We start from the raw sequence: 24,327 nt of genomic DNA, 5'->3' as shown, positions 1-24,327 counted from the left end.
CAATCTAAGACGAAATCCGGGCAAAGTCAACGCACTGTGGCCGGCGCGCCGCATCCTGGCGCTGGTATGATGGGCGCCTGACTTCATTCATGGGGGACGCATGACCGAACCGATGATCGACCTGTACACGGCCGCCACGCCGAACGGCCACAAGGTTTCCGTGGCGCTGGAAGAGCTGGCGCTGCCCTATGCGCTGCACGCGCTGGAGCTGTCGCAGCACCCGCAAAAGGCGCCGTGGTTCCTGGCCATCAATCCGAACGGCCGCATCCCGGCCATCGTCGACCGCGCGAACGACGATTTTGCCGTCTTCGAGTCGGGTGCCATCCTCGTCTACCTGGCGGAAAAGACGGGCCGGCTGATGCCGCAGGACGCCAAGGGGCGTTCGCGCGTGATGCAGTGGCTGATGTTCCAGATGGGTGGCGTCGGTCCCATGATGGGCCAGGCGAACGTGTTCTACCGCTATTTCCCCGAGAAGATCCAGCCGGCCATCGACCGCTACCAGGGCGAGAGCCGGCGCTTGCTGCGCGTGCTTGACACGCACCTGGCAAGCCACGAATACCTGGCGGGCGACTATTCCATTGCCGATATCGCCAACTGGGCCTGGGCGCGCACCTATAAATGGTCGGGCCTGGCCATCGACGACATGCCGCACCTGCGGCGCTGGATGGCCGCCATCTACGCGCGCCCGGCGGCGCAGCGCGGCATCCTGCTGCCACCGTCGCCCATCGACAGCGACGCCGATGCGCAAGCCACGGCTGCTTTTTCCGCGCGCGCCCGCGGCATGGTCGAAATGGGCAAGCCGCACTCCTGATTTTTCAACCACCATAACGATACCGAGACCAGCACATGAAACTGTATATCAGCCCCTGCACGCCGAATCCACGCCGCGTCACCATGTTCATCGCCGAAAAAGGCATCGCCGGCATCGAGGAAGTGGCGCTCGACCTGATGGCGGGCCAGCACCGCGATCCCGCCTTCCTGGAAAAGAACCCGATGGGCCGCGTGCCGGCGCTGGAATTGCCGGACGGACGCGTGCTGGCCGAGACGCGCGCCATCTGCACCTACCTGGAAGGCCTGCAGCCGCAGCCCAACCTGATGGGAGAAGGTTTTGAAGAACGCGCCTTCATCGAAATGGCCGACCGCAGGGTGGAACTGCACCTGTTCATGGGTATCGCCAACTGCATCCGCCACAGCCATCCGGCCCTGGTGGCGCTGGAAAACCCGCAGTTTCCCGACTTCGGCGCGGCGCAGGGCGCGAAAATGCGCGAGACGGCGCAGTGGCTCGACCAGCTGCTGGCCAGCCAGCCGTATATCGCCGGCGACCGCTTCACCATCGCCGACATCACGGCCTTCTGCGCGCTGGAGTTTGCGCGCGGCCTGATGAAATACAAGCCGGGTGCGGAAGGCTTGCAGCATCTGCAGGCTTACCGCGACCGCATCGCCGAGCGTCCCAGCGCGCAGGCCAAATAAACGATTCCAGCAGAAAAAACGCCTGCGCCGGAGGCTCCGGCGCAGGCGTTTGCGCGTACGGGCGGCGCGTCAGGCCGCGCGCGCCGGGCTTACTTCAGCTGCTTGAGCAGAAAGGTGTAGGTCAGCGCCCACATCTGCGCCTGCTGGTCGTTGTTGGCGGCGCCCGCATGGCCGCCTTCCGTGTTTTCCCAGTACAGCACGTCGTGACCCTGCTCTTCCATCTTCGCCACCATCTTGCGCGCATGGCCGGGGTGGACGCGGTCGTCGCGCGTCGAGGTGGTCAACAGCACGCGTGGATATTTCTTGTCCTTGAAGACGTTCTGGTAGGGCGAGTACTTGCTGATGTAAGCCCATTGTTCGGCCACATCCGGGTCGCCGTATTCTCCCATCCACGAGGCGCCCGCCAGCATCTTGTTGTAGCGACGCATGTCGAGCAAGGGCACCTGGCTGACGACGGCGTTGAACAGGTCGGGCCGCTGCACCAGGACGGCGCCCGTCAGCAGGCCGCCATTGCTGCCGCCCATGATGCCCAGGTGGCGCGGGCTGCTGACTTTGCGCTTGATCAAGTCCTGCGCCACCGAGATGAAATCGTCGTAGGCGCGCTGGCGGTTTTCCTTTAGCGCCGCCTGGTGCCAGCGCGGGCCGAATTCGCCGCCGCCGCGGATATTCGCCAGCACGTATACGCCGCCCTTGTTCAGCCATGCTTCGCCGATGATGCCGCTGTAACTCGGTTTCAGCGATACTTCGAAGCCGCCATAGCCATACAGCACGGTGGGGTTGCTGCCGTTGAATTTCGTCGCCTTGTTCATGATGACGAAGTAGGGCACTTTCGTGCCATCCTTCGACGTCGATTCGAACTGCTCGACTTTGTACGGCGCGGCGTCGAAGAAGGCGGGCAGCGACTTGATTTTCGTGCGCTGGTCGCTTTGCGCGGTGCCCAGGTACAGCGTGGTCGGGTTGAGGAAGTCGGTCACCGTCAGGAAGTACTGGTCGGAGTCGACCGGGTCGAGCGCGCTGACGGCCAGGGTGCCCAGTGCGGGCGCGTCGACGGCGCGGCGCAGCCACTTGCCATCCACATGGCGCAATTCCGTCAGGCGGTTCTTGACCTTGTCCAGGGTCGTCACGAGGATGGCCGATTTGGTCGCCGTGACATTGTCCAGCGAGGACGTGGCGCTCGGCGCATACAGCACTTCCAGGTCCTGCTTGCCCTGCATGAAGGCATGGAAATCCGTAGCCAGCAGCGCGCCCTGCGGATAGGTCTTGCCGTTGACCTTCCAGTCCGAGCGCAGGGTGATGACCAGCTGGTCGCGCACGGTGAAGGCCGTGGCGTCGTCCGGCTTCGGCACTTTCTTCAGGTTCGCGCCCTCGCGCAGGAACATTTCGCCGCTATAGAAATCGATCTGGCGCTCGACGAACTGGTGTTCGTAGCCGGGCGTGAAATCCTTGTAGGCGCCGGCGCTCAGGTCATCGGGTTTGGCTTCATACACCATCTGCGCCTGCGCCAGCGGCGTGCCGCGCCGCCACTGCTTGATGATGCGCGGGTAGCCGGAACTGGTCATCGAGCCGGGGCCGAAGTCGGTGGAGACGAACAGCGTGTCCTCGTCGATCCAGCTGGCGCTGCCCTTCGCTTCGGGCAGGTTGAAGCCGCCGTCGACAAACGCGCGCTTGGCCACATCGTATTCGCGGATGACCTTGGCGTCGCCGCCGCCGCGCGACAGGGAAATGAGGCAACGCTCGCCCTTCGGATACAGGCAGGAGGCGCCGCCCCACACCCAGTTTTCCTGCTCGCCGGCAGCCAGCTGGTCGAGGTCGATCACGGTTTCCCACGCGGGTTCCGCCTGCTGGTACTGCGCCAGCGTGGTGCGGCGCCAGATGCCGCGCACGTGCTGGGCGTCGCGCCAGAAATTATAGTAATACGCGCCTTCCTTGCTGACGTAGGGGATGCGCTCCTTGGAATTGAGGATGGTTTTCAGGCGCGCCTGCAGGGCAGGGAAGCCGGGCTGGCTTTCCAGTTCCTTGACGCTGACGGCATTGTGCTGCTTGACCCAGGCCAGCGGCTTGTCGCCGAGGACTTCTTCCAGCCACAGGTAGGGATCGGCGGGGGCGGCGGCAGGGGCGGGCGCCTGTGCATGGGCGATGCCCGCTGCGGCCAGGCCGAACAGCATGCTGCCGGCGAAGGTGCGATATGACGACATATGGGGGTTCCTTGTTGGTCCGATGGAGGCCGCGTTGCAGGCAAAACGGCGCACCCATGGTGCCACGGATTGCTGCGGGGAACCAGTATGTCGAGGATATTAGTAAAGAGACGGCATGTTTTTCCTATAATATTTGCCGCTCGCCCGCCCAGCCGTATATTCTGCGGCGCGTATTTCCCGGCCTGCCGCGCTAGCTGGGCAACTTCGCCACCACCTTGATCTCGAACTGGAAACCATACAGCCACGTGACGCCCACGGCCGTGACGGTGGGATGGGGGGCGTCACCCCAGTACTCGGCCTGTACGATGTCCCAGATGCGCTGGAACGTCGCTTGCGGATCGACGATGAAGACGGTCACGTCGACCACGTCGTCGAAGGTGCAGCGGGCGGCGTGCAGGATGGCGTTCAGGTTGTCGAACGCCAGCCTGACCTGGGCTTCCAGTCCGGGTTCCGGCGTGCCGTCCGCGCGGCTGCCCACCTGGCCGGAGACGAACAACAAGCCATTGGCCCGCACGGCGGGTGAATAGCGGTTTTTGTCGTACAGCGCCTGGCGTCCGGGCGGAAAGACGACGTCGCGTGTGGTCATTGCATTACTCATGGCATGGTTTCCTGGAGGTTGCCGCCCGACGGCGGCCTGGATAGAACTTTAGCGCCGGCAGCCGTACAGATAAAGGGGGAAACTCCCCCATGACTGTTTGTATAATCCAAACAATCGGGATGCGGAGGTGATGATGGACAAGTTGGATACGATGCGGGCCTTCGTGCGGGTGGTCGAGACGGGCAGTTTTACCCGGGCGGCCCATACCTTGCACATGAGCCGCACGAGCGTGACGCAGCTGGTGCAGCAGCTCGAGGCGCGGCTGCGCTTGAAGTTGCTGAACCGCACGACGCGCAAGGTCAATGTCACGGCCGATGGCGCCGCTTATTACGAGCGCATCGTGCAGGTGCTGGCCACCCTGGACGAACTTGAAGCCAGCTTGCCCGGCGCCGCGGCGCTGCCCCGCGGCCAGTTGCGGGTGGACGTGCCCAGTCCGCTTGCCAGCCTGCTGCTGGTGCCGGCGCTGCCGCAGTTTCACGCCCGCTACCCGGACATCCAGCTGGACATGGGCGCCAGCGACCGCATGGTCGACGTGATAGGCGATAACGTCGATTGCGTCATCCGCGGTGGCGAGTTGCGCGACCAGTCCCTGATGGCACGCAAGATCGGCGACTTGCAGCTGGCCGTGTACGCCGCGCCCGCGTATCTGCGGCGCGCCGGCACGCCCAGCCATCCGCAGGAACTGGACGGCGCGCAGCACCGCATCGTGCGCTTTCGCTGGGGGCATGGCGGCAATGCTTACTGCGCCGTGATGCAGCAGGGCAGCAAGAGCGTGACGATCCGGGGCCAGTACGTGCTGTCGATAGACGACGGCAACGCTTACCTGGCGGCAGGGCTGGCGGGGCTGGGCGCCTTGTGGCTGCCGGACTATATGGCCAGGGCGCATGTGGCGACCGGGGCCCTGATTCCCCTGTTTGCCGGCTGGCAGATCGCTCCCATGCCGCTGTACCTCGCCTATCCGCCGAATCGCCATGTCAGCATGAAGCTGCGCGTCTTCATCGACTGGGTGGTCGAGTTGATGGCGCGGCATGCGCCGCCGCAGTTCCATGAAACGGTGTCGGTGACGACACCAGGCACTCATTCGGGCAGTTGATTGACCCACACGGGCGCCGACCAGACGATATTGCCATCGTCCTGCGTCAGCCGCGCGTAATAGAAGTGGGGGCCGGGCGCGGGCGTGACGGTGAGCTCGGCCTGCTCCGATAGTTGTGTGACGGAGCCATTGCCGCCAGGCACGCCGTGGAAAATGGCAACGACCGCCGCTTGCCGCCCGGCGCTGTTGCTGAAACTGGTGGCCAGGTGCAGCGGACCATGGCTGTCGAAGCGCTCGCCCATCAGCTTGCCATTGGCCGTGAACAGCAGTTGCGCGTGCTTGTCCATGGTGGCAAACACGCGGCGCGCGCGCAGCGCCTCGAGGAAACTGTCGCGTGACAGGGGCGTGCCGGCAGCCGGGCTGGCCACCAGCACGGCCGTGCGGTTGCCATATGCCGCGCCCCAGTTGGCGCAGTGGTTGTCCTGGTTGCTGCTGAAGGCCACGTGGTAGCCGGCCGCCAGGGCCCGGTTGCAGGCCGCCTCGTAATTGCTGCGCCGGTTTTCCGTTTCCTGCTCATTCGTGGAAAACGCGGACGTGTTCATCACCTCGCACAACACCATGGCGGCATCGCCAGCGGGCGTATAGCCGAGCGGCTGGCCGTTGACGAGAAACTGGCCCGCGTAGGCAGGGTGGTTGAACTGGCCCAGCCAGCCGCGCTCGCGCATCAGCGCGTACAGGGCCGCGTAGTCGCCCTTGGGCGTCTCCACATCGGCCAGCAGCTCGCCGCGGGCATTTTTTTCCCAGCCCAGCAGCTGGTCGCTGTTGAAGAGATTCAGGTGGCCGCCCTTGTTGATGACGCCCCATTCCATGCCGTACAGGGCCAGGAAGCCGGGATGGGCGGCCGTATAGGCCGCCGCTTCGGCCAGGCCCGTCTGGAACAGGGCTTTCGCTTCGGCAGGATTGGCAAGTGGATTCGTGCCGTCCGAACCGTCATACATATGGTTGTGCTCGGACGCCAGCAGCACGTCCAGCCCATGGTGTTGCGCATACAGATAGGCATCGATGGGGTCGAAAGGCGCCGTCTGCGGCTCCTGCGCGCCGCGGCAGGCGTCGAGTGCCGCACCGCCATCGCTGTGGCGCGTCTGGCTGTGCAGGTTGGCGTAGGCGATGCGGTAGTCCGCCTGGCCATCGAGACTGGGCAACTGTTGCAGTCCGGTATTGAAGGCGGGCACGCGCGGTGCCGCGCTGCGTCCCCGCTGCACCTGGATTTGCCATTGCTGCTCCACCTGCGCTTCCTGCGGCGTGCCGGGATCCGCCACGGCCAGCAGGCGCAGCTGGTACAAGCCGTCGGCGACCTGCGCGCGCCGCCCGCGCGCATCGGCGTCGGCGCGGCCATCCCAGGGCAGCGCCAGGCTCACGGTGCGGGCGCCGACGCTTGCGCGTCCCGACCACTGGCGCCGCACCGCCCCCTGCGGGCCGGGTCCCGACAGGGTCAGGCGCCAGGCGACCGGGTGTGCCATGTGTGCCGGAAGGGCGCCCGCGCTGCCCACGCTGCCCACGCCCGCCGCGCCCGCCGTGTCGCCAGAACCGGCAGCGCGGCCAGTGCCCCCTGTGTCGCCACTTTCAGCAGTGCGGCCTATGCCGCCAGGATAGGCGAGGCGCACGATGAAGGTGCGCGCCTGCGTGGCGCGGGCGCCGGGCGCGGCGTGGAAGGGCGCTTGCACCGTTGCATCGAGCTCGCTATGCTCGCCGGGCTCGACGCTGCCAGCAAGCGGCGCTTGCGCTGCGGCGCTATTGCTCCAGACAAGCATGAAGACGCCGATGCACGCGCACGCCACCCATTTGGCTTGCCGCCAGAGTTGCCCGCAGAGTTGGCCACGCATTTGGCCCTCCCGCTTCTTGCTGTCGATAATATTTAGACAAGCGTGATCCCTGGCGGTTCCCCGCATGCACCAACAAGTGGCGTGTTTGCACCGCCATCGGCCATGATCTGGCGCAAAGCCCGTGCAGTTTGGGGCCAGAGCGCCTGGTTGCCCCGGAACCGATCTGGCACGGCGCTTGCTAAACAGGAGATACGGATCAACGGCGATCCCCTGAACACAACGGTCCAACGACGGACCACATGGACAACGGCGTCCGCCCAGGCTGATTCTCATCGGCAGGGGCGGGCGCCGTTTTGTATTTTTGTGATTAACGGGATACTTCGGGAACCATCATGGCCAGCCAAAAAGCAACGCGCATCGCGCTCTTCTCCCTCGCCACGCCGCCCATGCGCGCATTCCACCTGACGTGGATGGCATTTTTCGTGTGTTTTTTCGCCTGGTTCGCCTGCGCGCCCCTGATGCCCGTCATCAAGGGCGAATTTGGCCTGTCCCTGGCGCAAGTGGCGAATATCAATATCGCGGCCGTCGCCATCACCATCCTCGTGCGCCTGATCGTCGGGCCATTGTGCGACCGCTACGGCCCGCGCAAGACGTATACGGGCTTGCTGCTGCTGGGCGCCATTCCCGTGCTGGGCGTGGCCGCTTCGCAAAGCTATGAAAGCTTTCTGTTCTTCCGCCTGGGTATCGGCGCCGTGGGCGCCAGTTTTGTCATCACGCAATATCACACCTCCGTGATGTTCGCGCCCAGGGTCGTCGGCACGGCGAATGCGGCCGCCGCCGGCTGGGGCAATGCGGGCGGGGGCGCGGCGCAGGCGCTGATGCCGCTGCTGCTCGGTGCCGTGCTGATGCTGGGCGTGTCCGAATCGCTGGGCTGGCGCGTGGCCTTGCTGGTGCCGGGCATCTTGATGCTGGTCATGGCCGCGCTGTACTGGCGCTATACGCAGGATTGCCCGGAAGGAAATTATTCGGATTTGCGCGCGGCCGGCGCGGCCATCGAGGGTGGAAAAAAGGGCGGCTGGGACAGCTTCAAGGCGGCCAGCAGCAACTATCGCGTGTGGCTGCTGTTCGTCACCTACGGCGCCTGCTTCGGCATCGAGATCTTCATCCACAACATCGCCGCCGTCTATTACGTCGACCATTTCGGCCTGTCGCTCAAGTCCGCCGGCCTGGCCGCCGGCAGCTTCGGCCTGCTGGCCCTGTTTGCCCGCGCCCTGGGCGGCTGGCTGTCGGATAAATTGGCCCTGTGCGGCAACCTGAACAGCCGCGTGACCCTGCTGTTCATGCTGATGATAGGCGAAGGCGTGGGCTTGCTGTGGTTTGCCAAGGTCGACAGCGTCACCTGGGCCGTCATCGCCATGCTGGTCTTCGGCCTGTTCACCCACATGGCGTGCGGCGCCACCTACGCGCTGGTGCCCTTCATCGACAGCCGCGCCCTGGGCGGCGTGGCCGGCATCATCGGCGCGGGCGGCAACGTGGGCGCCGTGGCGGCCGGCTTCCTGATGAAGGGCACGGGCGACATCCGCCAGACCCTGATCATCCTCAGCGTGCTGGTCGTGCTCTCGGCCCTGTGCGCCATCGCCGTGCGCTTTACCCGCGAGGCGGCCGAACCAAACATGGCCGCGGCCTGAGGAGACAGCGATGAACCACCCCCTGAAGATCGTCGTCCTCGGCCATGGCATGGTCGGACACAAATTCCTCGAGCGCCTGGCGCTGGAGCATGCGCCGCAGCTGCAAGTCACCGTGCTGTGCGAAGAGCCGCGCCCCGCCTACGACCGCGTGCACCTGTCCGAATTTTTCAGCGGCAAATCGGCCGACGAGCTGTCGCTGGTGGCGCCCGGCTTCTTCGACAAGGCTAACCTGGTGCTGAAACTCAATGCGCGCGCCATCGGCATCGACCGTGCGGCAAAGACCGTCACGGCCAGCACGGGCGAGGTGCTCGCCTACGACAAGCTGGTATTTGCCACCGGCTCGACGCCGTTCGTGCCGCCGCTGCCGGGCAAGGATCGCGACGGCTGCTTCGTCTACCGCACCATCGAAGACCTGCAAGCCATGCTGGCCTGGGGCGCCAAGTCCGCCACGGGCGTGGTGATCGGCGGCGGGCTGCTGGGCCTCGAATGCGCGAAGGCGCTGCGCGATTTGAAACTCGACACCCACGTGGTGGAATTCGCGCCGCGCCTGATGGCCGTGCAGGTCGACGAGGGCGGCGCGCGCGTCCTGCGCCGCAAGATCGAGGAACTGGGCGTGACCGTGCACACGCAAAAGAACACGCTGGCCATCGTCGACGGCGAATCCGCCACGCACCGCATGCAGTTTGCCGACGGCAGCCACCTGGAAGCGGACATGATCGTCTTTTCGGCCGGCATCCGCCCGCGCGACGAACTGGCGCGCGCCTGCGGCCTGGAAGTGGGGCCGCGCGGCGGCATCGCCATCGACGACAGCTGCGTCACCTCCGATCCCGACATTTACGCCATCGGCGAATGCGCGCTGTGGGGCGGCCTGGTCTTCGGCCTGGTGGCGCCCGGCTATGAAATGGCGCGCATTTGCGCGCGCCATGTGCTGCAGGAAGAGGGCGAGGCATCGTTCAAGGGCGCCGACATGAGCACCAAGCTCAAACTGATGGGCGTGGACGTGGCCAGCCTGGGCGACCCGCACGGCAATGCGCCGGGCAGCCGCTCCTACCAGTTCATGGACGAGCGCAAGCAGATCTACAAGAAGATCGTCGTCTCCGACTGCGGCAAATACCTGCTGGGCGGCGTGATGGTGGGCGACGCCAGCGAATACGGCACCTTGCTGCAGATGATGCTGAACAAGGTCGAGCTGCCGGCGTCGCCGGAATTCCTCATCCTGCCGCAAGCCGATGGACAGCAAAAAGTCGGCCTGGGCGTGGACGCCTTGCCCGAGTCGGCGCAAATCTGCTCCTGCAACGACGTCTCGAAAGGCGCGCTGTGCGCGGCCGTCGCCGGCGGCGCCACCACGATCGGCGCCCTGAAAAGCTGCACCAAGGCGGGCACGGCCTGCGGCGGCTGCGTGCCCCTGGTGACGCAGATCATGAAGGCGGAAATGCAGAAGCAGGGCCTGGCCGTCAATAACCATGTGTGCGAGCACTTTGCGTATTCGCGCCAGGAGCTGCACCACCTGGTGCGCGTCGGCAAGATCCGCAGCTTCGGTGCACTGCTGGCCGCACATGGCCAGGGACTCGGTTGCGACGTGTGCAAGCCCGTGGCGGCGAATATCCTCGCCTCTTGCTGGAACGATTTCGTGCTGTCTCCCGTGCACGCCAGCCTGCAGGACAGCAACGATTACTTCCTCGGCAATATCCAGAAGGATGGCACGTATTCCGTCGTACCGCGCATGCCCGGCGGCGAGGTGACGGCCGACGGCTTGATCGCCGTGGGCACGGTGGCGAAAAAATACGGCCTGTACACCAAGATCACGGGCGGCCAGCGCGTCGACCTGTTCGGCGCGCGCGTCGACCAGCTGCCGGCCATCTGGGAAGAGCTGATCGCGGCCGGCTTCGAATCGGGCCACGCCTACGGCAAGTCGCTGCGCACGGTGAAATCGTGCGTCGGCTCCACCTGGTGCCGTTACGGCGTGGCCGACAGCGTGGGTTTTGCGATTCAACTGGAAAACCGCTACAAGGGCTTGCGCACGCCGCACAAGATCAAATTCGGCGTCTCCGGCTGCACGCGCGAATGCGCCGAGGCACAGGGCAAGGACATCGGCCTGATCGCCACGGAAAAGGGCTGGAATCTGTACGTGTGCGGCAATGGCGGCATGAAGCCGCGCCACGCGGAACTGCTGGCGTCCGACCTCGATGAGGCGACCCTGGTGCGCTATGTCGACCGCTTCCTGATGTTCTACGTGCGCACGGCCGACCGCCTGCAGCGCACCAGCGTGTGGCGCGACAACCTCGAAGGGGGGCTCGATTACCTGAAGCGTGTCGTCATCGACGACAGCCTGGGCGTGGCCCACGAACTGGAGGCGGACATGCAGCACGTGGTCGATACCTATGCCTGCGAGTGGCAAGCGGCCGTCACGGACCCCGCCGTGCGCCAGCGCTTCCGCCATTTTGTCAACAGCGACAAGAACGACGAGAACGTGGTGTTTGTCGAGGAGCGGGGCCAGATCCGTCCCGCCACGCCGGGCGAGCGCCGCAACGGCGTGATCCCCATCCTTGCCGTGGAGGCTTGAGCCATGAACGCGATTAACGAACTTTCCGGCGTCACCGCCGACAACTGGATGGCGATCTGCCCGCTGGCCGACATCGTGCCCGATACGGGCGTGTGCGCCTTGCTGAACGGGCGCCATGTGGCCGTGTTCCGCGTCGGCGATGCCGCGCCGCGCGTGTACGCCATCGACAATGTGGACCCGAACGCGGGCGCCTCGGTGCTGTCGCGGGGGCTGGTGGGCAGCATCGGCGAACGCATCGTCGTCGCCTCGCCCATCTACAAGCAGCATTTCGACCTGGCCAGCGGCGAGTGCCTGGAAGCGCCCGAGCATTCCGTCGCCACCTGGCCCGCGCGCGTGTTTGCCGACATGGTGTGGGTGGCGCTGTGAACGCGCCCGCGCGGCCGTCCCTGGTCGTCGTCGGCAACGGCATGGCCGGCATGCGCACGGTCGAGGAATTGCTGAAACTCGCGCCCGAGCTGTACGACATCACCGTGTTCGGCGCCGAACCGCACGGCAATTACAACCGCATCTTGCTGTCCCCGGTGCTGGCCGGCGAAAAGACGGTGGACGACATCATGCTGCACACGCGCGACTGGTATGCGCAGCACGGCATCACCCTGCACGCGGGCGACCCGGTGGTGCGCATCGACCGCCAGGCGCGCACGGTACAGGCCCTGTCCGGCATCGAAGTGCGCTACGACCGCCTGCTGCTGGCCACGGGATCGACGCCGTTCATCGTGCCCGTGCCGGGCCACCAGCTGCCGGGCGTGATCGGCTTTCGCGATATCGACGATGTCGACACCATGCTGCGCGCGGCGCGCCAGCACCGGCATGCGGTGGTGATCGGCGGCGGCTTGCTGGGGCTGGAGGCGGCCAACGGCTTGCAGCGCCAGGGGATGGCCGTCACGGTGGTGCACATGAGCGGCAGCCTGATGAACCAGCAGCTGGATGCGCCCGCATCGATGCTGCTGAAAACGGCACTGGAAGCGCGCGGCCTGCGTTTCCTGATGCACGCGAGCACCAGCGCGATCACGGGCACGCGGCGCGTCGAGGGCGTGCAGTTCGCGGACGGCAGCAGCATTCCCGCCGACCTGGTGGTGATGACGGCCGGCGTGCGGCCGAACATCGCGCTGGCGCAGGCGGCAGGCCTGCACTGCGAACGCGCCATCGTCGTCGACGACTGCCTGCAAAGCTATGATCCGCGCGTGTACGCCGTGGGCGAATGCGTGCAGCACCGGCGCGCCACCTTCGGCCTGGTGGCGCCCATCTGGGAGCAGGCGCGCGTCTGCGGCGCGCACCTGGCCGGCGCGGGCCACCGGCGCTATGTGCAGCAGGCCAGCGCCACCAAATTGAAAGTGACGGGCATCGACCTGTATTCGGCGGGCGACATCATCGGCGGCGAGGGCAGCGAAGACCTGGTGCTGCGCGATCCGCACCGCGGCGTCTACAAGCGCCTGGTGGTGCAGGGCAGCCGCCTGGCCGGCGCCGTGCTGTATGGCGACGTGCAGGACGGCCCCTGGTATTTCGACCTGATCCAGCAGCGCCGCGACATCAGCAAGCTGCGCGCCCATTTATTGTTTGGCCAGGCCTTGTGCGCCCAGGCCGCATGACAGGAAACCCCATGACCAGCTGCATGCCCGTGAAAACCACCTGCCCGTATTGCGGCGTCGGCTGCGGCGTGGAAGCGACACGCCTGCCCGACGGCGCCATCCGCATCGCCGGCGACGGCAGCCACCCGGCCAACCAGGGTCGCCTGTGCGTGAAAGGCTCGGCCCTGGGCGATACCCTGGGGCTGGAGAACCGTTTGCTGCAGCCGCAGGTGCGCGTCGATGGCGAGTTGCGGCGCGTGTCCTGGGATGCCGCGCTCGACAAGGTGGCCGGCGGCCTGCGCGCCATCATCGACGCCCACGGGCCCGATGCGGTGGCCCTGTATGTCTCGGGTCAGCTGCTGACGGAAGATTATTACGTGGCCAATAAATTCATGAAAGGCTACGTGGGCAGCGCGAATATCGACACCAATTCGCGCCTGTGCATGTCGTCGGCCGTGGCCGGCCACAAGCGCGCATTCGGCGAAGACATCGTGCCAGGCTGCTACGACGACCTGGAACTGGCCGACATGATCGTGCTGGTGGGGTCGAACACGGCCTGGTGCCACCCGATCCTGTTCCAGCGCATCGCGCGTCTGAAGGAACGCCGGCCCGAAGTCAAACTGGTGGTGATCGACCCGCGCCGCACGGCCACCTGCGAGCTGGCCGATGTGCACCTGCCGGTGAAGCCCGGCACGGACGTGTGGCTGTTCAACGGCTTGCTGTGCCATCTGGCGCGCGAAGGCATGGTCGACGATGCATTCGTCACCCAGCACAGCCGCGGCCTGGACGAGGCGCTGGCGGCCGCGCACGTGGACTGCGGCGATCCGCTGCAGGTGGCGAAGATATGCAAGGTCGATCCGCACGCCTTGCTGGCGTTCTACCGCGACTTCGCCGCCACGCGCAAGGTCGTCACCGCCTTTTCGCAGGGCGTGAACCAGTCTTCCAGCGGCACGGACAAGGTCAACAGCATCATCAACTGCCACCTGGCCACGGGCCGTATCGGCCAGCCCGGCATGGGGCCATTCTCGCTGACGGGCCAGCCGAACGCCATGGGCGGGCGCGAAGCGGGCGGCCTGGCCAACATGCTGGCGGCGCACCTGGAGCTGGACAACCCGCTGCACCGCGACACCGTGCAAACGTTCTGGGATGCGCCGCGCATCGCCAGCAAGCCAGGCCTGAAGGCGGTGGACCTGTTCCACGCCATCGAGGCGGGCACGGTGAAAGCCGTGTGGATCATCGCCACCAATCCGCTGGTGAGCATGCCGGACGCCGACCAGGTGCGCCGCGCGCTGGCCCAATGCGAGCTGGTGGTGGTGTCCGACATCAGCGCGCAGGCGGACACGAATGCCCACGCCGACGTGCTGCTGCCCGCCCTGGGCTGGGGCGAGAAGGATGGCACGGTGACCAATTCCGAGCGGCGCATCTCGCGCCAGCGGGCCTTCTTGCCGGCGCCGGGCGAGGCGCGCGCCGACTGGCAGGTGCTGTGCGCCGTGGCCACGCGCATGGGCTATGCCGGTTTCGATTTCGCGGCGCCGCAGGCCATTTTCGACGAGCATGCGCGCCTGTCCGCCTTCCGCAACGAGGCGGAAACGGCGCGCCTGTTCAAGCTGTCGGATCTGGTGGGGCTGAGTGACGCGCAGTACGATGGCTTGTTGCCGCAGCAGTGGCCGCAGGGCCGGGCGCGCCTGTTCGGCGATGGCCGCTTCGCGCATGCGGACGGCCGTGCGCGTTTCGTGCCGACGGCGCCGCGCGCGCCGCGCCATGCGCCGGACGAAGACTATCCGCTGATCCTGAACACGGGCAGGGTGCGCGACCAGTGGCATACCATGACGCGCACGGGCAAGGCGGCCAGGCTGTCGGACCATGTGGCCGAGGCGTTCATCGACATCCACCCGCAGGATGCGCTGCTGTACAGCGTGCGCGAAGGCGAGCTGGCGCGCGTTTCCAGTGCCTGGGGCGCGATGGTGGCCAGGGTCGTGCATGGCGGCGGCATCGCGCGCGGGCAGGTCTTCGTGCCGATCCACTGGAGCGATGCGAATGCCTCCGACGCGCGCGTGGGCGCCGTCGTCAACCCGGTGGTCGATCCGGTATCGGGCGAGCCGGAATTCAAGCATACGCCCGTGCGCATCGAGCAGTTCCGCGTGCACTGGCATGCGTTTGTCCTGAGCCGCACGCCGCTGAACCTCGACGGCGTGGCGCACTGGACGCGCATCCAGGGCGAGCAGTTCCTGCGCTACGAGCTGGCCGGGCGCCAGCGCGTCGATGACCTGGGCGCCTGGGCGCGTTCCCTGCTCGGCGTGGCGGACCCCGACGCCGACTGGCTCGATTATGCCGACGCCAGCGCCGGCGTGTATCGCGCCGTGCACCTGGAGGCGGGGCGCATCGAACAGTGCGTGTTCATTTCGCCGCGGCCCGACCTGCCGTCGCGCGCCTGGCTGGCGGGCCTGTTTGCGCATCCGCTCATGGATGCGGCCGACCGCGCCGGCGTGCTGCTGGGCCAGCCGATCGGCAAGGGAGTGGACGCCGGTCCCACCGTCTGCTCGTGCTTTGGCGTGGGGCGCAACACCATCTGCGCCGCCATCCGCGAAAAAGGACTGACGACCGCGGCGCAGGTGACGGCTTGCGTAAAGGCGGGCGGCAACTGCGGTTCCTGCGTGCCGGAGATACGCCAGCTGCTGGCCGTCACCCTGGCCGAAACGCTGGCGCAGAGCGCGCCGTAGCGTTGCCGTAGGCTGCATGCGTCGCGCTGCTCCCCGCGACTGTCTTTTTCCGGCTGCCTTTGTTATATTCGCCCTCACAGAGTCGGGGAGACAAGATGAGGGATTACACAGGGATGGCGCCGGCCACTGTCTGGCTGACGGGTCTGAGCGGCGCCGGCAAGACCAGTATCGCCCATGCGCTGGCACACCGCTTGCAAGCCGAGGGGCGCGCCGTCGCCGTGCTCGATGGCGACCAGCTGCGCCATGGCCTGAACCGCGACCTGGGTTTCACGCCGGCCGACCGGCATGAAAATATCCGCCGCACGGCCGAAGTGGCCCGCCTGATGAACATGGCGGGCGTGCATGTCATCGCGGCCTTCATTTCGCCGTACCGCGCCGACCGTGCCATGGCCGCGAGCATCATCGGCGCAGGCAATTTCATCGAAGTGCATGTCAGCACGCCACTCGACGTATGCGAGGCGCGCGATGCCAAGGGCCTGTATGCGAAGGCGCGCGCGGGGCAGATTGCGCAATTTACGGGCATATCCGCGCCCTATGAAGCGCCGCTGTCGGCCGCGCTGACGCTCGATACGCAGGCGCTGGCGCTGGACGAATCGGTCGAGCGGATTTGCCGGCACCTGCAGCGACAATCGTGACGACCTGGCGAAAATGGCTGCGCCGGCGCCTGCCCGCCAGCCTGAAGGCGCGCATGAGCGTGGTCGTCTTCCTGCTGGTGCTGGGCGCCGTGGCGCTGCTGGCGCTGGCCACGCTGGCCGTGGCCGAACGCGGCATGCGCGACGTGACGGGACGGCAGCAGTACGTGTCGCTGGCCAGCGCCGCCGTTTTCATCGACGAGGAACTCAATGCCAAGCGCAACGTGCTGCGCGTGATCGCCGACAGCCTGGCGGCCAGCGGCGTGCATGACGGCGCCGGCCTGCAGCGCTTCCTGGCCGCGCAAACGGTGCTGGGGACGGAGTTTTTCACGGCCGGCGTGGTCGCCGCCGATGGTTCCCTGCTGGCCAGCCTGAGCCCCTTCAAGCCGCAGGCGGGGCTGAACCTGAAAGGCCGTTCTTATTTCGAGCAGACGCTGGCGACCAGGCGTTCCGTCATTTCCGCGCCGCTCAATGGCAGCATTTCCGGCATGCCCATCGTGGTCGTGACGCAGCCCGTGTTCGATGCGCAGGGCGCCGTGCGCTACGTGCTGGCGGCCAGCGTCAACCTGCGCCAGCCCGATTTCCTGGGCCGCCTCGAAGCACTCAAGCCGGGCACGGGCGGCTACCTGTACATCATGACGGATGCCGGCATCATCGTCGAGCATCCCGACAAGTCGCGCATCATGCAGCATATCGAGGCGCATGGCCCGATCAGCATACCCACGCGGCGCGCCATGCAGGGCTACGAGGGCTGGCTGACCGGCACCACGACGAGCGGCGTCGACGCCCTGTTTGCCTACCAGCGCATCGCCTCGACGGGCTGGATACTGGCTTCCGTCTACCCCATGCGCGACGCCTTCGCGCCGCTGCATGCGATCCGCAGCAAGATCCTGCTGGCCGCCGTGCTGCTGGCGGCGCTGGCGGGGCTGGCCGGCTGGCGCGTGGTGCTGCGCCTGTTGCAGCCGCTGGAGCGCTTGCGCCGCCAGGTGCACCAGATCCGCCGCCAGCGCCTCGGCATCGAGGTGCTGCAAATCGAGCGGCGCGACGAAATCGGCGACTTGAGCCGCGATTTTTACTCGCTGGTGGCCGAGCGCGAAATCGCCGAGGCGCAGACGCGCGACAGCGAACGGCGATTGAAGCTGCTGACGGACCACGTGCCCGTGGTGATCGTGTACATCGACCGCGAGCACCGCTACCAGTTCATCAATGCGACGTTTGAAAAATGGTTCGGCCGCTCGCAGCAGGAAAGCCTGATGCAGTCGATCCGCGAGGTGCTGGGTGAAGAAGCCTACCAGCTGCGCGAGCAGTACCTGCAGCGCGCCTTTGCGGGCGAAGAGGTCGAATATGAATTCACCATCGATGGCGAGGGGGAAGGGGGGCGGCGCGCCTTCCAGACCAGCTATGTGCCCGATGTGGGCGAGAGCGGCGCGGTGGAGGGCGTGTATGGGCTGATCCACGAGATCACCAAGGTCAAGGCGGCGCACACGGCGCTGCAGTTTGCCGCCGCCACCGATACCCTGACGGGCATCGCCAACCGGCGCCGCTTCGATGAACAGCTGGCGCAAAGCATGCAGCGCACGCGCGCCACGCGCGCGCCGATGGCGCTGGCCTACCTGGACATCGACCGTTTCAAGGCCATCAATGACAGCCTCGGGCACCATGCGGGCGACGAGGTGCTGAAGGAATTCGCGGCCCGCCTGGCGCGCAGCGTGCGCGCCAGCGACCTGGTGGCGCGCCTGGCCGGCGATGAATTCGTGATCGTCCTGGAAGGCGTGAAAAGCGCGGCCGAAGTGCGCCAGATCGGCGCCAAGATCATCGACGCCATCCGCCTGCCGTTCACCCTGGCCAGCAGCGCGCTGCCGGTGACGACCAGCATCGGCATCGCCATCTTCCGCGACGGCGCGCTGACGCCGGCGCAGCTGCTGGACCTGGCCGACCAGGCCCTGTACGAGGCCAAGGGGCAGGGCCGCGACAGCGTGGCGCTGATCGAGGCGGCCGCGCCGTCGTGATTGCCTACAGGCTGGCAGCCCAGTGGTCGAGCTGCTGCGCGGTGGCCGTCACGCCGCCGCAGACGATGACGAGCACATTTCGGTAGGGCGCCAGCTGCGGCGCCTTGCCGTAGACGGCCGCCAGGGCCGCGCCGCAGGCCGGCTCCACCACCAGGCGCTGGTCGCCGATGAAGCGCTGGCAGGCGTCGACGGCTGCCTTGTCCGACACCACCACACTGTGCAGCGGGCGCGTCTGGCTGATGGCGAACGCCTGGGCGCACACCTGGCGCGCGCCCAGCGAGGTGGCGATGCTGGTCACGGCCGGCAAGGCCACGTGTTCGCGCGCGGCCACGGCGGCGGCCAGCGAGGCCGCGCCTGCGGTTTCCACGGCCACCAGCGCCACGTCGTCCCAGCCATTGCGCCGCAAGCCCTCGGCCACGCCGGCCAGCAGGCCGCCGCCGCCCACCGACAGCACGACGGCATCCGGCTTCAGGCCCGTGCGGGCCACTTCGTCGATCATGCCGGCATGGCCTTGCCACAGCAGCGGGTCGTCGAACGGGTGCAAAAAGGCGTCCTGCGGCGTGAGCATCGATTGTGCCAGCGCGTTCGCTTCCTGCCAGGCGGCGCCATGCACGATCACTTGCGCGCCTTCCTGCACGATCAGCGCCTTCGCCCGCTCGCTGGTCGTTTCCGGCACCACCACGATGACGGGGATGCCCAGCTGGCGCCCCGCGTAGGCGACGGCGATGCCGGCATTGCCGCCCGACGAGGAAATGAAGCGGCTGGCGCCGCGCCGCGCGTATTCTTCGCAGGCCAGGCCGATGCCGCGGATCTTGAAGGAACCGGGCGGCTGCAGCGCTTCGAGCTTGAGCCAGATGGCGCGTTCGCTGAGCAGGCTCAGCGCGCGGGAGTTGAGCAAAGGGGTTTCGATGTGCAGGGCCATGCTTTTTCCGGAAAAAGAGTCAGGCCGGCATCTTAGCGCAGATGGGGCGGCGGGCGGATTCGGCTGCCAGCCGGGAAAACCGTGTCGCTCAGAAAAATTTCCACACGGAAATATGTGAAGGTTGATAAAATGGAATTGTAATTTTTTCTACTTCAAAAAACAAAGGAACAGTAATGGCAACTCGGATTGCAATGAAGCACAAGGACACGGGCTTGATGAAAGACGGCTTTTACGGCTTTTCGTGGACCACGTTCTTCTTCGGCTTTTTCCCGGCCCTGTTTCGCGGCGACTTCATTACTTTTATCGGCGCCTTCGTCGTGACGGTGATCATCGGCCTGTTCACGGCCGGCTTCGGCATGTTCATCGTCGGCGTCGTATGGGCCTTCTTGTACAATAAATACTACACGGGCAAACTGCTCGAGCGCGGCTATGTGCTGGCCGGCTCGCCCAGCGAGAACGCGGAAGCGGCGGCCGCCATCGGCATCGCCCTGCCGTCGCCCGCCGCCTGAGGTGCAGGTCCGGACAGTCCAAAGGACGCTGCGGCGTCCTTTTTTATTACTGTTCTCTTGCCGGCGATCAGTTCAGCGGGGCGCTTTTCAGCTGGTGCGTGCGCGCCACTTCCTTCATCGCTTCGAGCAGGTCGTCGCGCAGCTGGCGCGGCAGCTTGCCGAAGAATTCCTCGTCGTTCTGGTCGGCCATGTCGGCCAGCACGGGCACCAGGGCCTCGCCTTCCGTGGTCAGCTCGATCGAATGCTGGCGGCGGTCGGCCAGCAGGATCGATTTGCTGACCATGCCCTTGCTTTCCAGGCGGTCGATCAGTTTCGATACGGCGCCCTTGCTCATGCCGGCCACTTGCGCCAGCACCGTGGGCGAGGTGCAGCCGAGGCGGAACATTTCGCGCAGCACCACCCACTCGGACACCGTCACGCCATTGGCTTCGGCTTTCTTCTGGAAGCTGTGGGAGACGTGGTTGGAGACGAAGCGCAGCCAGTAACCCAGGTGTGCTTCCAGTTCGCTGACGGCGACGCTGTTGGGATGGGAGATTTGCGGCGTAGCGGCCGCTTCAAAATTATGGCTCATTTCTTTTCCTTCACTGGGCGGCGCATCCGGCATGGTTAAGGCCTTCGCACTTGCTGTCGAGTGGTTTGTTTAGGGACGCAGCTTGCTTTGAGGTAGTTCTAACACTGATTTCACAGGAAATCATTTACGCTCAATGCGTTTTTCTTCATTTCCTTGCTCTGGATATATAAAAAGCAATATCAAGCAAATAATCGTATTACCAGAGAGGAAGATTAAAAAAATAACGCATGTTGCCTCAATGGTAACAGCATTTTTGCCGAATTGATAAATATTTCATATCATTCAGTGAAGTCGCCCACATATGGCGTATTGCCTGCGCGACAGGGCGTCTCCCATGCCGTCAGGCTACCACCACCTTCACGCCCGCGTCGCGCAAGACCTGGGCAAAGCGGGGCGGCGGCGGCGCATCCGTAAACAGCATGTCGACCTGGGCCAGGTCGGCCAGGCGCACGAGGGCCTTGCGGCCGAACTTGTGCTGGTCGGCCACCAGCCACACTTCGCGCGACTGCTCGATGATGGCTTGCGCCACCTTCACTTCGCGCGCGTCGAAGTCGCGCAGGCTGCCATCCTCGTCGATGCTGGAAATGCCGATGATGCCGATGTCGACCTTGAACTGGCGGATGAAGTCGATGGTGGCTTCGCCGACGATGCCGCGGTCGCGCCCGCGCACCACGCCGCCGGCCACGATCACTTCGCAGGCGGCATTGTCGGCCAGGATGGCGGCCACGTTCAGGTTGTTCGTCACCACGTGCAAGCCAGTGTGCTGGCCCAGCGCGCGCGCCACTTCCTCGGTGGTGGTGCCGATATTGATCAACAGCGAACAGCCATGCGGCACCTGCGCGGCGACGGCGGCCGCGATGCGCCGCTTGGCCCCGCTGTTGAACACCTGCCGCTGGCTGTAATCGATGTTTTCCACGGACGAGGGCAAGCCGACGCCGCCGTGATAGCGGGCCAGCAGGCGCGCCTCTTCCATCTGCTTGACGTCGCGGCGCACGGTCTGCGGCGTCACGTCCAGCTGCTGGGCCAGCTCTTCGACCGACATGGTGACTTTCTGGCGCACCACTTCGAGCATGCGGCGCTGGCGGGGATTCAAGATCATGGTTGTCTCTTTAAAAGTCAAAAACGAACAGAAACGAACAAATAGTATTAAAAATATGTTGCTATGAGTTCGAATTCTGGCGTATCTTATTCATATTGCATTCGTATTAGCTATATATCGATCTTAACGACAGTCGCCGGCGATGCCTAGTCTTTCCTCGCCAGCGCGTCCCCGACAAGCACGGAGTTCCGATGGCGGCAGCACAGCAGGACGTGGAAGCGGCAACAGGCACGATCGCATGCGACGTGCTGGTGGTGGGCGGCGGCATCAACGGCGCCGGCATCGCGCGCGACGCGGCCGGACGGGGCCTGTCCGTGCTGCTGTGCGAAAAAGACGACCTCGCTTCCCACACCTCGTCGGCCTCCACCAAGCTGATACACGGCGGCTTGCGCTACCTCGAATACTATGAATTCGGCCTCGTGCGCAAGGCGCTGATCGAGCGCGAAGTGCTGCTGCGCTCGGCGCCGCACATCATGCGGCCCTTGCGCTTCGTCATGCCGCACGCCCAGGGTCAGCGTCCCGCGTGGCTGATACGCGCCGGCCTGTTTCTCTACGATATGCTGGCGCGCCGCGAAATCCTGCCCGCCTCGAGCGGCATCGACTTGCGTCGCCACGTGGCGGGCCAGCCCTTGAAGCCCGAGTTCAAGCGCGGCTTCGTGTATTCCGATGGCTGGGTCGACGATGCGCGCCTGGTGGTCCTGAACGCCGTCGATGCGGCGCAGAAGGGCGCGCGCATCCTCACGCGCACGCGCTGCACGGCCCTGCGGCGCGATGGCGACGCCTGGCTGGCTACCTTGCTGCAAGGCGACGGACATGCGCTGTCCGTGCGCGCGCGCAGCGTCGTCAATGCGGCCGGGCCGTGGACGGCCGAGTTCCTGCAGCAGGCGGCGCCCGGCGGACAGGGCCGGCATTTGCGATTGATCAAGGGCAGCCATATCGTCGTCAAGCGCCTGTTCGCGCATGATCATGCCTACATCTTCCAGCATCCGGACGGCCGCATCGTGTTTGCCATTCCGTACGAGCACGATTTCACCCTGATCGGCACCACCGATCTCGACTATCACGGCGACAGCGGCAAGGTGGAAATCGACGACGAGGAAATTCGTTACTTGTGCGAGCTTTCCAGTTACTATTTCAGCAAGCCCGTCAAGCCTGCCGACGTGGTGTGGACGTATGCGGGCGTGCGCCCGCTGGTGGAGGACGCGGCGGCCGACGCCAAGGCCGTCACGCGCGATTACCGTTTCGAGCTGGACCAGGATGGCGCGCCGCTGCTGAGCATTTTCGGCGGCAAGATCACGACGTTTCGCAAGCTGGCCGAGGAGGCGCTCGATTTGCTGGCGCCGGTGCTTGGCAATGCGCGGCCGGCGTGGACGGAGCAGGCCTGCCTGCCCGGCGGCGACGTGTTCGGCAGCACGCCGCAGAACCGCGCGGTGCGCGAGTTTGGCCAGTTCGTGCAAGGCTTGCAGCGCGACTATGCGTGGCTGCCGGCGGCGCTCGTGGCCCGCTATGCGCGCGCTTACGGCACCCGCATCCACCTGCTGCTCGAGGGGCGGCGCGAGATGGCGGCCATGGGCGAGGAGCTCGCCGCCGGCCTGTACGCGGCGGAGGTCGATTACCTGCGGCGCCATGAATGGGCCGTGAGCGCCGCCGATATCCTGTGGCGGCGCTCCAAGCTGGGCTTGCACCTGCCGCGCGAGACGGCGGGCAGGCTCGACGCCTGGCTGTTGCAGCATCCGTTGTAACCTGGAACAAGATGACGCTGGCGACCGTGCTCCGCAGAGGGCGCGGCGAAGAATAAGAACACATCACTGGAGGAGAAGCGCGTGCAACTGGTACTGGACAAGATCAGCAGGAAGCAGGGGGCTGACGACTATTTATATCCGATGTCGCTGGCGCTGGTGCCGGGCGCCATCAATGTCTTGCTGGGCACGACGCGTGCCGGCAAGACGACCCTGATGCGCGTCATGGCGGGCCTGGACAAGCCCAGCGGCGGCAGCGTCACGGCCGATGGCGTCGATGTGACGGGCGTGCCCGTCAGCCGCCGCAACCTGGCCATGGTGTACCAGCAATTCATCAACTATCCGGCCTTCACCGTCTACGACAATATCGCTTCGCCCCTGCGCTTGCGCAAGGTGCCGGAAGAGCGCATACGCGAGAAAGTGCTGGCGCTGGCCGAGCGCCTGCACATCACGCCCTACCTGCAGCGCACGCCGGGCGAACTGTCGGGCGGCCAGCAGCAGCGCACGGCGCTGGGACGCGCGCTGATCAAGGATGCGTCCTTGCTGCTGCTCGACGAGCCGCTCGTCAACCTCGACTATAAATTGCGCGAGGAATTGCGCCGCGAATTGACGGAATTGTTTTCCAGCGGCAGCACGACCGTCGTGTACGCCACCACGGAACCGCTGGAAGCGCTGCAGCTGGGCGGTCACGTGGCCGTCCTGCACGAAGGCCGCCTGCTGCAGCAGGGACCGACGCTCGACGTCTTCAACGCGCCCAATTCCATCGATGTGGCGCGCACCTTCAGCGATCCGCCCATCAACCTGATTCCCGCCCGCATCGATGCGCACGGCGTGGCGCAGGCGGGCGACGGCCTGGCCATCCACCTGAGCGGCGAACAGCGCGCGCGCCTCGGCGCGCAGAGCAGCGTGATCCTCGGCGTGCGCGCCCACAGCCTGCACCTGGCGCCGCAATCCGATGGCGACGTGCCCATCGCCGCGCAGGTGGACCTGGCGGAAATCAGCGGCTCGGAAACCTATGTGCATGCGCGCCGCGGCGAACTGGCCCTGGTGGCGCAGCTCGGCGGCGTGCACAACCTGGAAATCGGCAGCGCCTGCACCGTGTATTGCCAGCCGCATGCCTTGCTGATCTTCGCGGAAGACGGCGGCCTGCTGTTCGCTCCGGGACAAGCCACGGCAGGGGGAGCCTGA

At 65.9% G+C, this 24,327-nt stretch carries 19 protein-coding genes; 13 read left to right on the top strand and 6 right to left on the bottom strand.

From position 1 onward, the window contains the following. Nucleotides 1-100 precede the first annotated feature (100 nt). Nucleotides 101-811, top strand: a complete 711-nt coding sequence (locus AC1RDJ_RS16990; protein ID WP_493028197.1) for a glutathione S-transferase family protein — start codon at nt 101-103, stop codon at nt 809-811. Nucleotides 812-846: 35 nt separating this feature from the next. Then, complete coding sequence (locus AC1RDJ_RS16985) at nt 847-1,470, top strand: glutathione S-transferase family protein (protein WP_493028196.1); 624 nt, start codon at nt 847-849, stop codon at nt 1,468-1,470. 89 nt (nt 1,471-1,559) lie between these two features. Here AC1RDJ_RS16985 and AC1RDJ_RS16980 read toward each other — a convergent pair whose 3' ends face one another. Beyond that, nucleotides 1,560-3,665 carry a prolyl oligopeptidase family serine peptidase gene (locus tag AC1RDJ_RS16980; protein ID WP_493028195.1) on the bottom strand — a complete coding sequence of 702 codons (2,106 nt, stop codon included), beginning with the start codon at nt 3,663-3,665 and terminating at the stop codon, nt 1,560-1,562. A gap of 190 nt (nt 3,666-3,855) precedes the next feature. Continuing rightward, complete coding sequence (locus tag AC1RDJ_RS16975; RefSeq protein WP_071322973.1) at nt 3,856-4,251, bottom strand: RidA family protein; 396 nt, start codon at nt 4,249-4,251, stop codon at nt 3,856-3,858. Nucleotides 4,252-4,396: 145 nt separating this feature from the next. On the opposite strand from AC1RDJ_RS16975, the gene AC1RDJ_RS16970 reads away from it, so the two are divergent. Beyond that, nucleotides 4,397-5,356, top strand: coding sequence for a LysR family transcriptional regulator (locus AC1RDJ_RS16970; protein WP_493028193.1), 960 nt, complete (start codon nt 4,397-4,399; stop codon nt 5,354-5,356). Here the strand turns inward: AC1RDJ_RS16970 and AC1RDJ_RS16965 are convergent. Beyond that, nucleotides 5,341-7,179, bottom strand: a complete 1,839-nt coding sequence (locus AC1RDJ_RS16965) for a CehA/McbA family metallohydrolase (protein WP_493028191.1) — start codon at nt 7,177-7,179, stop codon at nt 5,341-5,343. The two genes, AC1RDJ_RS16970 and AC1RDJ_RS16965, sit on opposite strands and share 16 nt — an antisense overlap. A gap of 332 nt (nt 7,180-7,511) precedes the next feature. Between AC1RDJ_RS16965 and AC1RDJ_RS16960 the strand changes: the two genes are divergently transcribed. The 7 genes from AC1RDJ_RS16960 to AC1RDJ_RS16930 all read left to right on the top strand — a co-directional run bounded on the left by AC1RDJ_RS16960 (nt 7,512) and on the right by AC1RDJ_RS16930 (nt 18,299). Beyond that, the gene (locus AC1RDJ_RS16960; protein WP_493028190.1) at nt 7,512-8,807 is read left to right on the top strand and encodes an MFS transporter; all 1,296 of its coding nucleotides are present in this window, start codon (nt 7,512-7,514) and stop codon (nt 8,805-8,807) included. 10 nt (nt 8,808-8,817) lie between these two features. Then, the gene (gene nirB / locus AC1RDJ_RS16955; RefSeq protein ID WP_493028189.1) at nt 8,818-11,370 is read left to right on the top strand and encodes a nitrite reductase large subunit NirB; all 2,553 of its coding nucleotides are present in this window, start codon (nt 8,818-8,820) and stop codon (nt 11,368-11,370) included. 3 nt (nt 11,371-11,373) lie between these two features. Beyond that, nucleotides 11,374-11,736 carry a nitrite reductase small subunit NirD gene (gene nirD / locus AC1RDJ_RS16950; protein ID WP_071322976.1) on the top strand — a complete coding sequence of 121 codons (363 nt, stop codon included), beginning with the start codon at nt 11,374-11,376 and terminating at the stop codon, nt 11,734-11,736. Then, on the top strand, nt 11,733-12,959 hold the full coding sequence (locus AC1RDJ_RS16945) for an NAD(P)/FAD-dependent oxidoreductase (RefSeq protein ID WP_493028188.1): 1,227 nt from the start codon (nt 11,733-11,735) through the stop codon (nt 12,957-12,959). Before nirD ends, AC1RDJ_RS16945 begins: the two co-directional genes overlap by 4 nt. Nucleotides 12,960-12,970: 11 nt before the next feature. Further along, on the top strand, nt 12,971-15,658 hold the full coding sequence (locus AC1RDJ_RS16940; RefSeq protein ID WP_493028187.1) for a molybdopterin-dependent oxidoreductase: 2,688 nt from the start codon (nt 12,971-12,973) through the stop codon (nt 15,656-15,658). A 95-nt stretch (nt 15,659-15,753) separates the two neighbouring features. After that, nucleotides 15,754-16,293: an adenylyl-sulfate kinase gene (gene cysC / locus AC1RDJ_RS16935; RefSeq protein WP_071322979.1), complete on the top strand. Its 540-nt coding sequence runs from the start codon at nt 15,754-15,756 to the stop codon at nt 16,291-16,293. After that, nucleotides 16,290-18,299 carry a diguanylate cyclase domain-containing protein gene (locus AC1RDJ_RS16930; protein ID WP_493028185.1) on the top strand — a complete coding sequence of 670 codons (2,010 nt, stop codon included), beginning with the start codon at nt 16,290-16,292 and terminating at the stop codon, nt 18,297-18,299. Before cysC ends, AC1RDJ_RS16930 begins: the two co-directional genes overlap by 4 nt. A 4-nt stretch (nt 18,300-18,303) precedes the next feature. On the opposite strand, the gene AC1RDJ_RS16925 is transcribed toward AC1RDJ_RS16930, so the two are convergent. Further along, on the bottom strand, nt 18,304-19,221 hold the full coding sequence (locus tag AC1RDJ_RS16925; RefSeq protein ID WP_071322980.1) for a pyridoxal-phosphate dependent enzyme: 918 nt from the start codon (nt 19,219-19,221) through the stop codon (nt 18,304-18,306). 173 nt (nt 19,222-19,394) lie between these two features. Here AC1RDJ_RS16925 and AC1RDJ_RS16920 point away from each other — a divergent pair, with 173 nt between their 5' ends. After that, on the top strand, nt 19,395-19,730 hold the full coding sequence (locus AC1RDJ_RS16920) for a hypothetical protein (RefSeq protein ID WP_071322981.1): 336 nt from the start codon (nt 19,395-19,397) through the stop codon (nt 19,728-19,730). Nucleotides 19,731-19,797: 67 nt separating this feature from the next. On the opposite strand, the gene AC1RDJ_RS16915 is transcribed toward AC1RDJ_RS16920, so the two are convergent. Next, nucleotides 19,798-20,301: a MarR family winged helix-turn-helix transcriptional regulator gene (locus AC1RDJ_RS16915; RefSeq protein ID WP_071322982.1), complete on the bottom strand. Its 504-nt coding sequence runs from the start codon at nt 20,299-20,301 to the stop codon at nt 19,798-19,800. 340 nt (nt 20,302-20,641) lie between these two features. Beyond that, a complete protein-coding gene (locus AC1RDJ_RS16910; protein WP_493028184.1) occupies nt 20,642-21,400 on the bottom strand; it encodes a DeoR/GlpR family DNA-binding transcription regulator in 759 nt (252 codons plus the stop codon). A 191-nt stretch (nt 21,401-21,591) separates the two neighbouring features. Here AC1RDJ_RS16910 and glpD point away from each other — a divergent pair, with 191 nt between their 5' ends. Further along, complete coding sequence (gene glpD, locus AC1RDJ_RS16905) at nt 21,592-23,142, top strand: glycerol-3-phosphate dehydrogenase (RefSeq protein ID WP_493028183.1); 1,551 nt, start codon at nt 21,592-21,594, stop codon at nt 23,140-23,142. Between the two features lie 81 nt (nt 23,143-23,223). Beyond that, complete coding sequence (locus AC1RDJ_RS16900; protein WP_071322984.1) at nt 23,224-24,327, top strand: ABC transporter ATP-binding protein; 1,104 nt, start codon at nt 23,224-23,226, stop codon at nt 24,325-24,327.

Source organism: Janthinobacterium sp. GW822-FHT07H10 (assembly GCF_058798675.1).
The sequence above is the reverse complement of the archived record's forward strand: the minus strand, read 5'-3'. Positions and strand labels throughout refer to the sequence as shown.

Coding starts and splice junctions, on each gene's coding strand:
- AC1RDJ_RS16990 (WP_493028197.1), top strand. CDS start 101: ATGACCGAACCGATGATCGACCTGTACACGGCCGCCACGCCGAACGGC.
- AC1RDJ_RS16985 (WP_493028196.1), top strand. CDS start 847: ATGAAACTGTATATCAGCCCCTGCACGCCGAATCCACGCCGCGTCACC.
- AC1RDJ_RS16980 (WP_493028195.1), bottom strand. CDS start 3,665: ATGTCGTCATATCGCACCTTCGCCGGCAGCATGCTGTTCGGCCTGGCC.
- AC1RDJ_RS16975 (WP_071322973.1), bottom strand. CDS start 4,251: ATGACCACACGCGACGTCGTCTTTCCGCCCGGACGCCAGGCGCTGTAC.
- AC1RDJ_RS16970 (WP_493028193.1), top strand. CDS start 4,397: ATGGACAAGTTGGATACGATGCGGGCCTTCGTGCGGGTGGTCGAGACG.
- AC1RDJ_RS16965 (WP_493028191.1), bottom strand. CDS start 7,179: ATGCGTGGCCAACTCTGCGGGCAACTCTGGCGGCAAGCCAAATGGGTG.
- AC1RDJ_RS16960 (WP_493028190.1), top strand. CDS start 7,512: ATGGCCAGCCAAAAAGCAACGCGCATCGCGCTCTTCTCCCTCGCCACG.
- nirB (WP_493028189.1), top strand. CDS start 8,818: ATGAACCACCCCCTGAAGATCGTCGTCCTCGGCCATGGCATGGTCGGA.
- nirD (WP_071322976.1), top strand. CDS start 11,374: ATGAACGCGATTAACGAACTTTCCGGCGTCACCGCCGACAACTGGATG.
- AC1RDJ_RS16940 (WP_493028187.1), top strand. CDS start 12,971: ATGACCAGCTGCATGCCCGTGAAAACCACCTGCCCGTATTGCGGCGTC.
- cysC (WP_071322979.1), top strand. CDS start 15,754: ATGAGGGATTACACAGGGATGGCGCCGGCCACTGTCTGGCTGACGGGT.
- AC1RDJ_RS16925 (WP_071322980.1), bottom strand. CDS start 19,221: ATGGCCCTGCACATCGAAACCCCTTTGCTCAACTCCCGCGCGCTGAGC.
- AC1RDJ_RS16920 (WP_071322981.1), top strand. CDS start 19,395: ATGGCAACTCGGATTGCAATGAAGCACAAGGACACGGGCTTGATGAAA.
- AC1RDJ_RS16915 (WP_071322982.1), bottom strand. CDS start 20,301: ATGAGCCATAATTTTGAAGCGGCCGCTACGCCGCAAATCTCCCATCCC.
- AC1RDJ_RS16910 (WP_493028184.1), bottom strand. CDS start 21,400: ATGATCTTGAATCCCCGCCAGCGCCGCATGCTCGAAGTGGTGCGCCAG.
- glpD (WP_493028183.1), top strand. CDS start 21,592: ATGGCGGCAGCACAGCAGGACGTGGAAGCGGCAACAGGCACGATCGCA.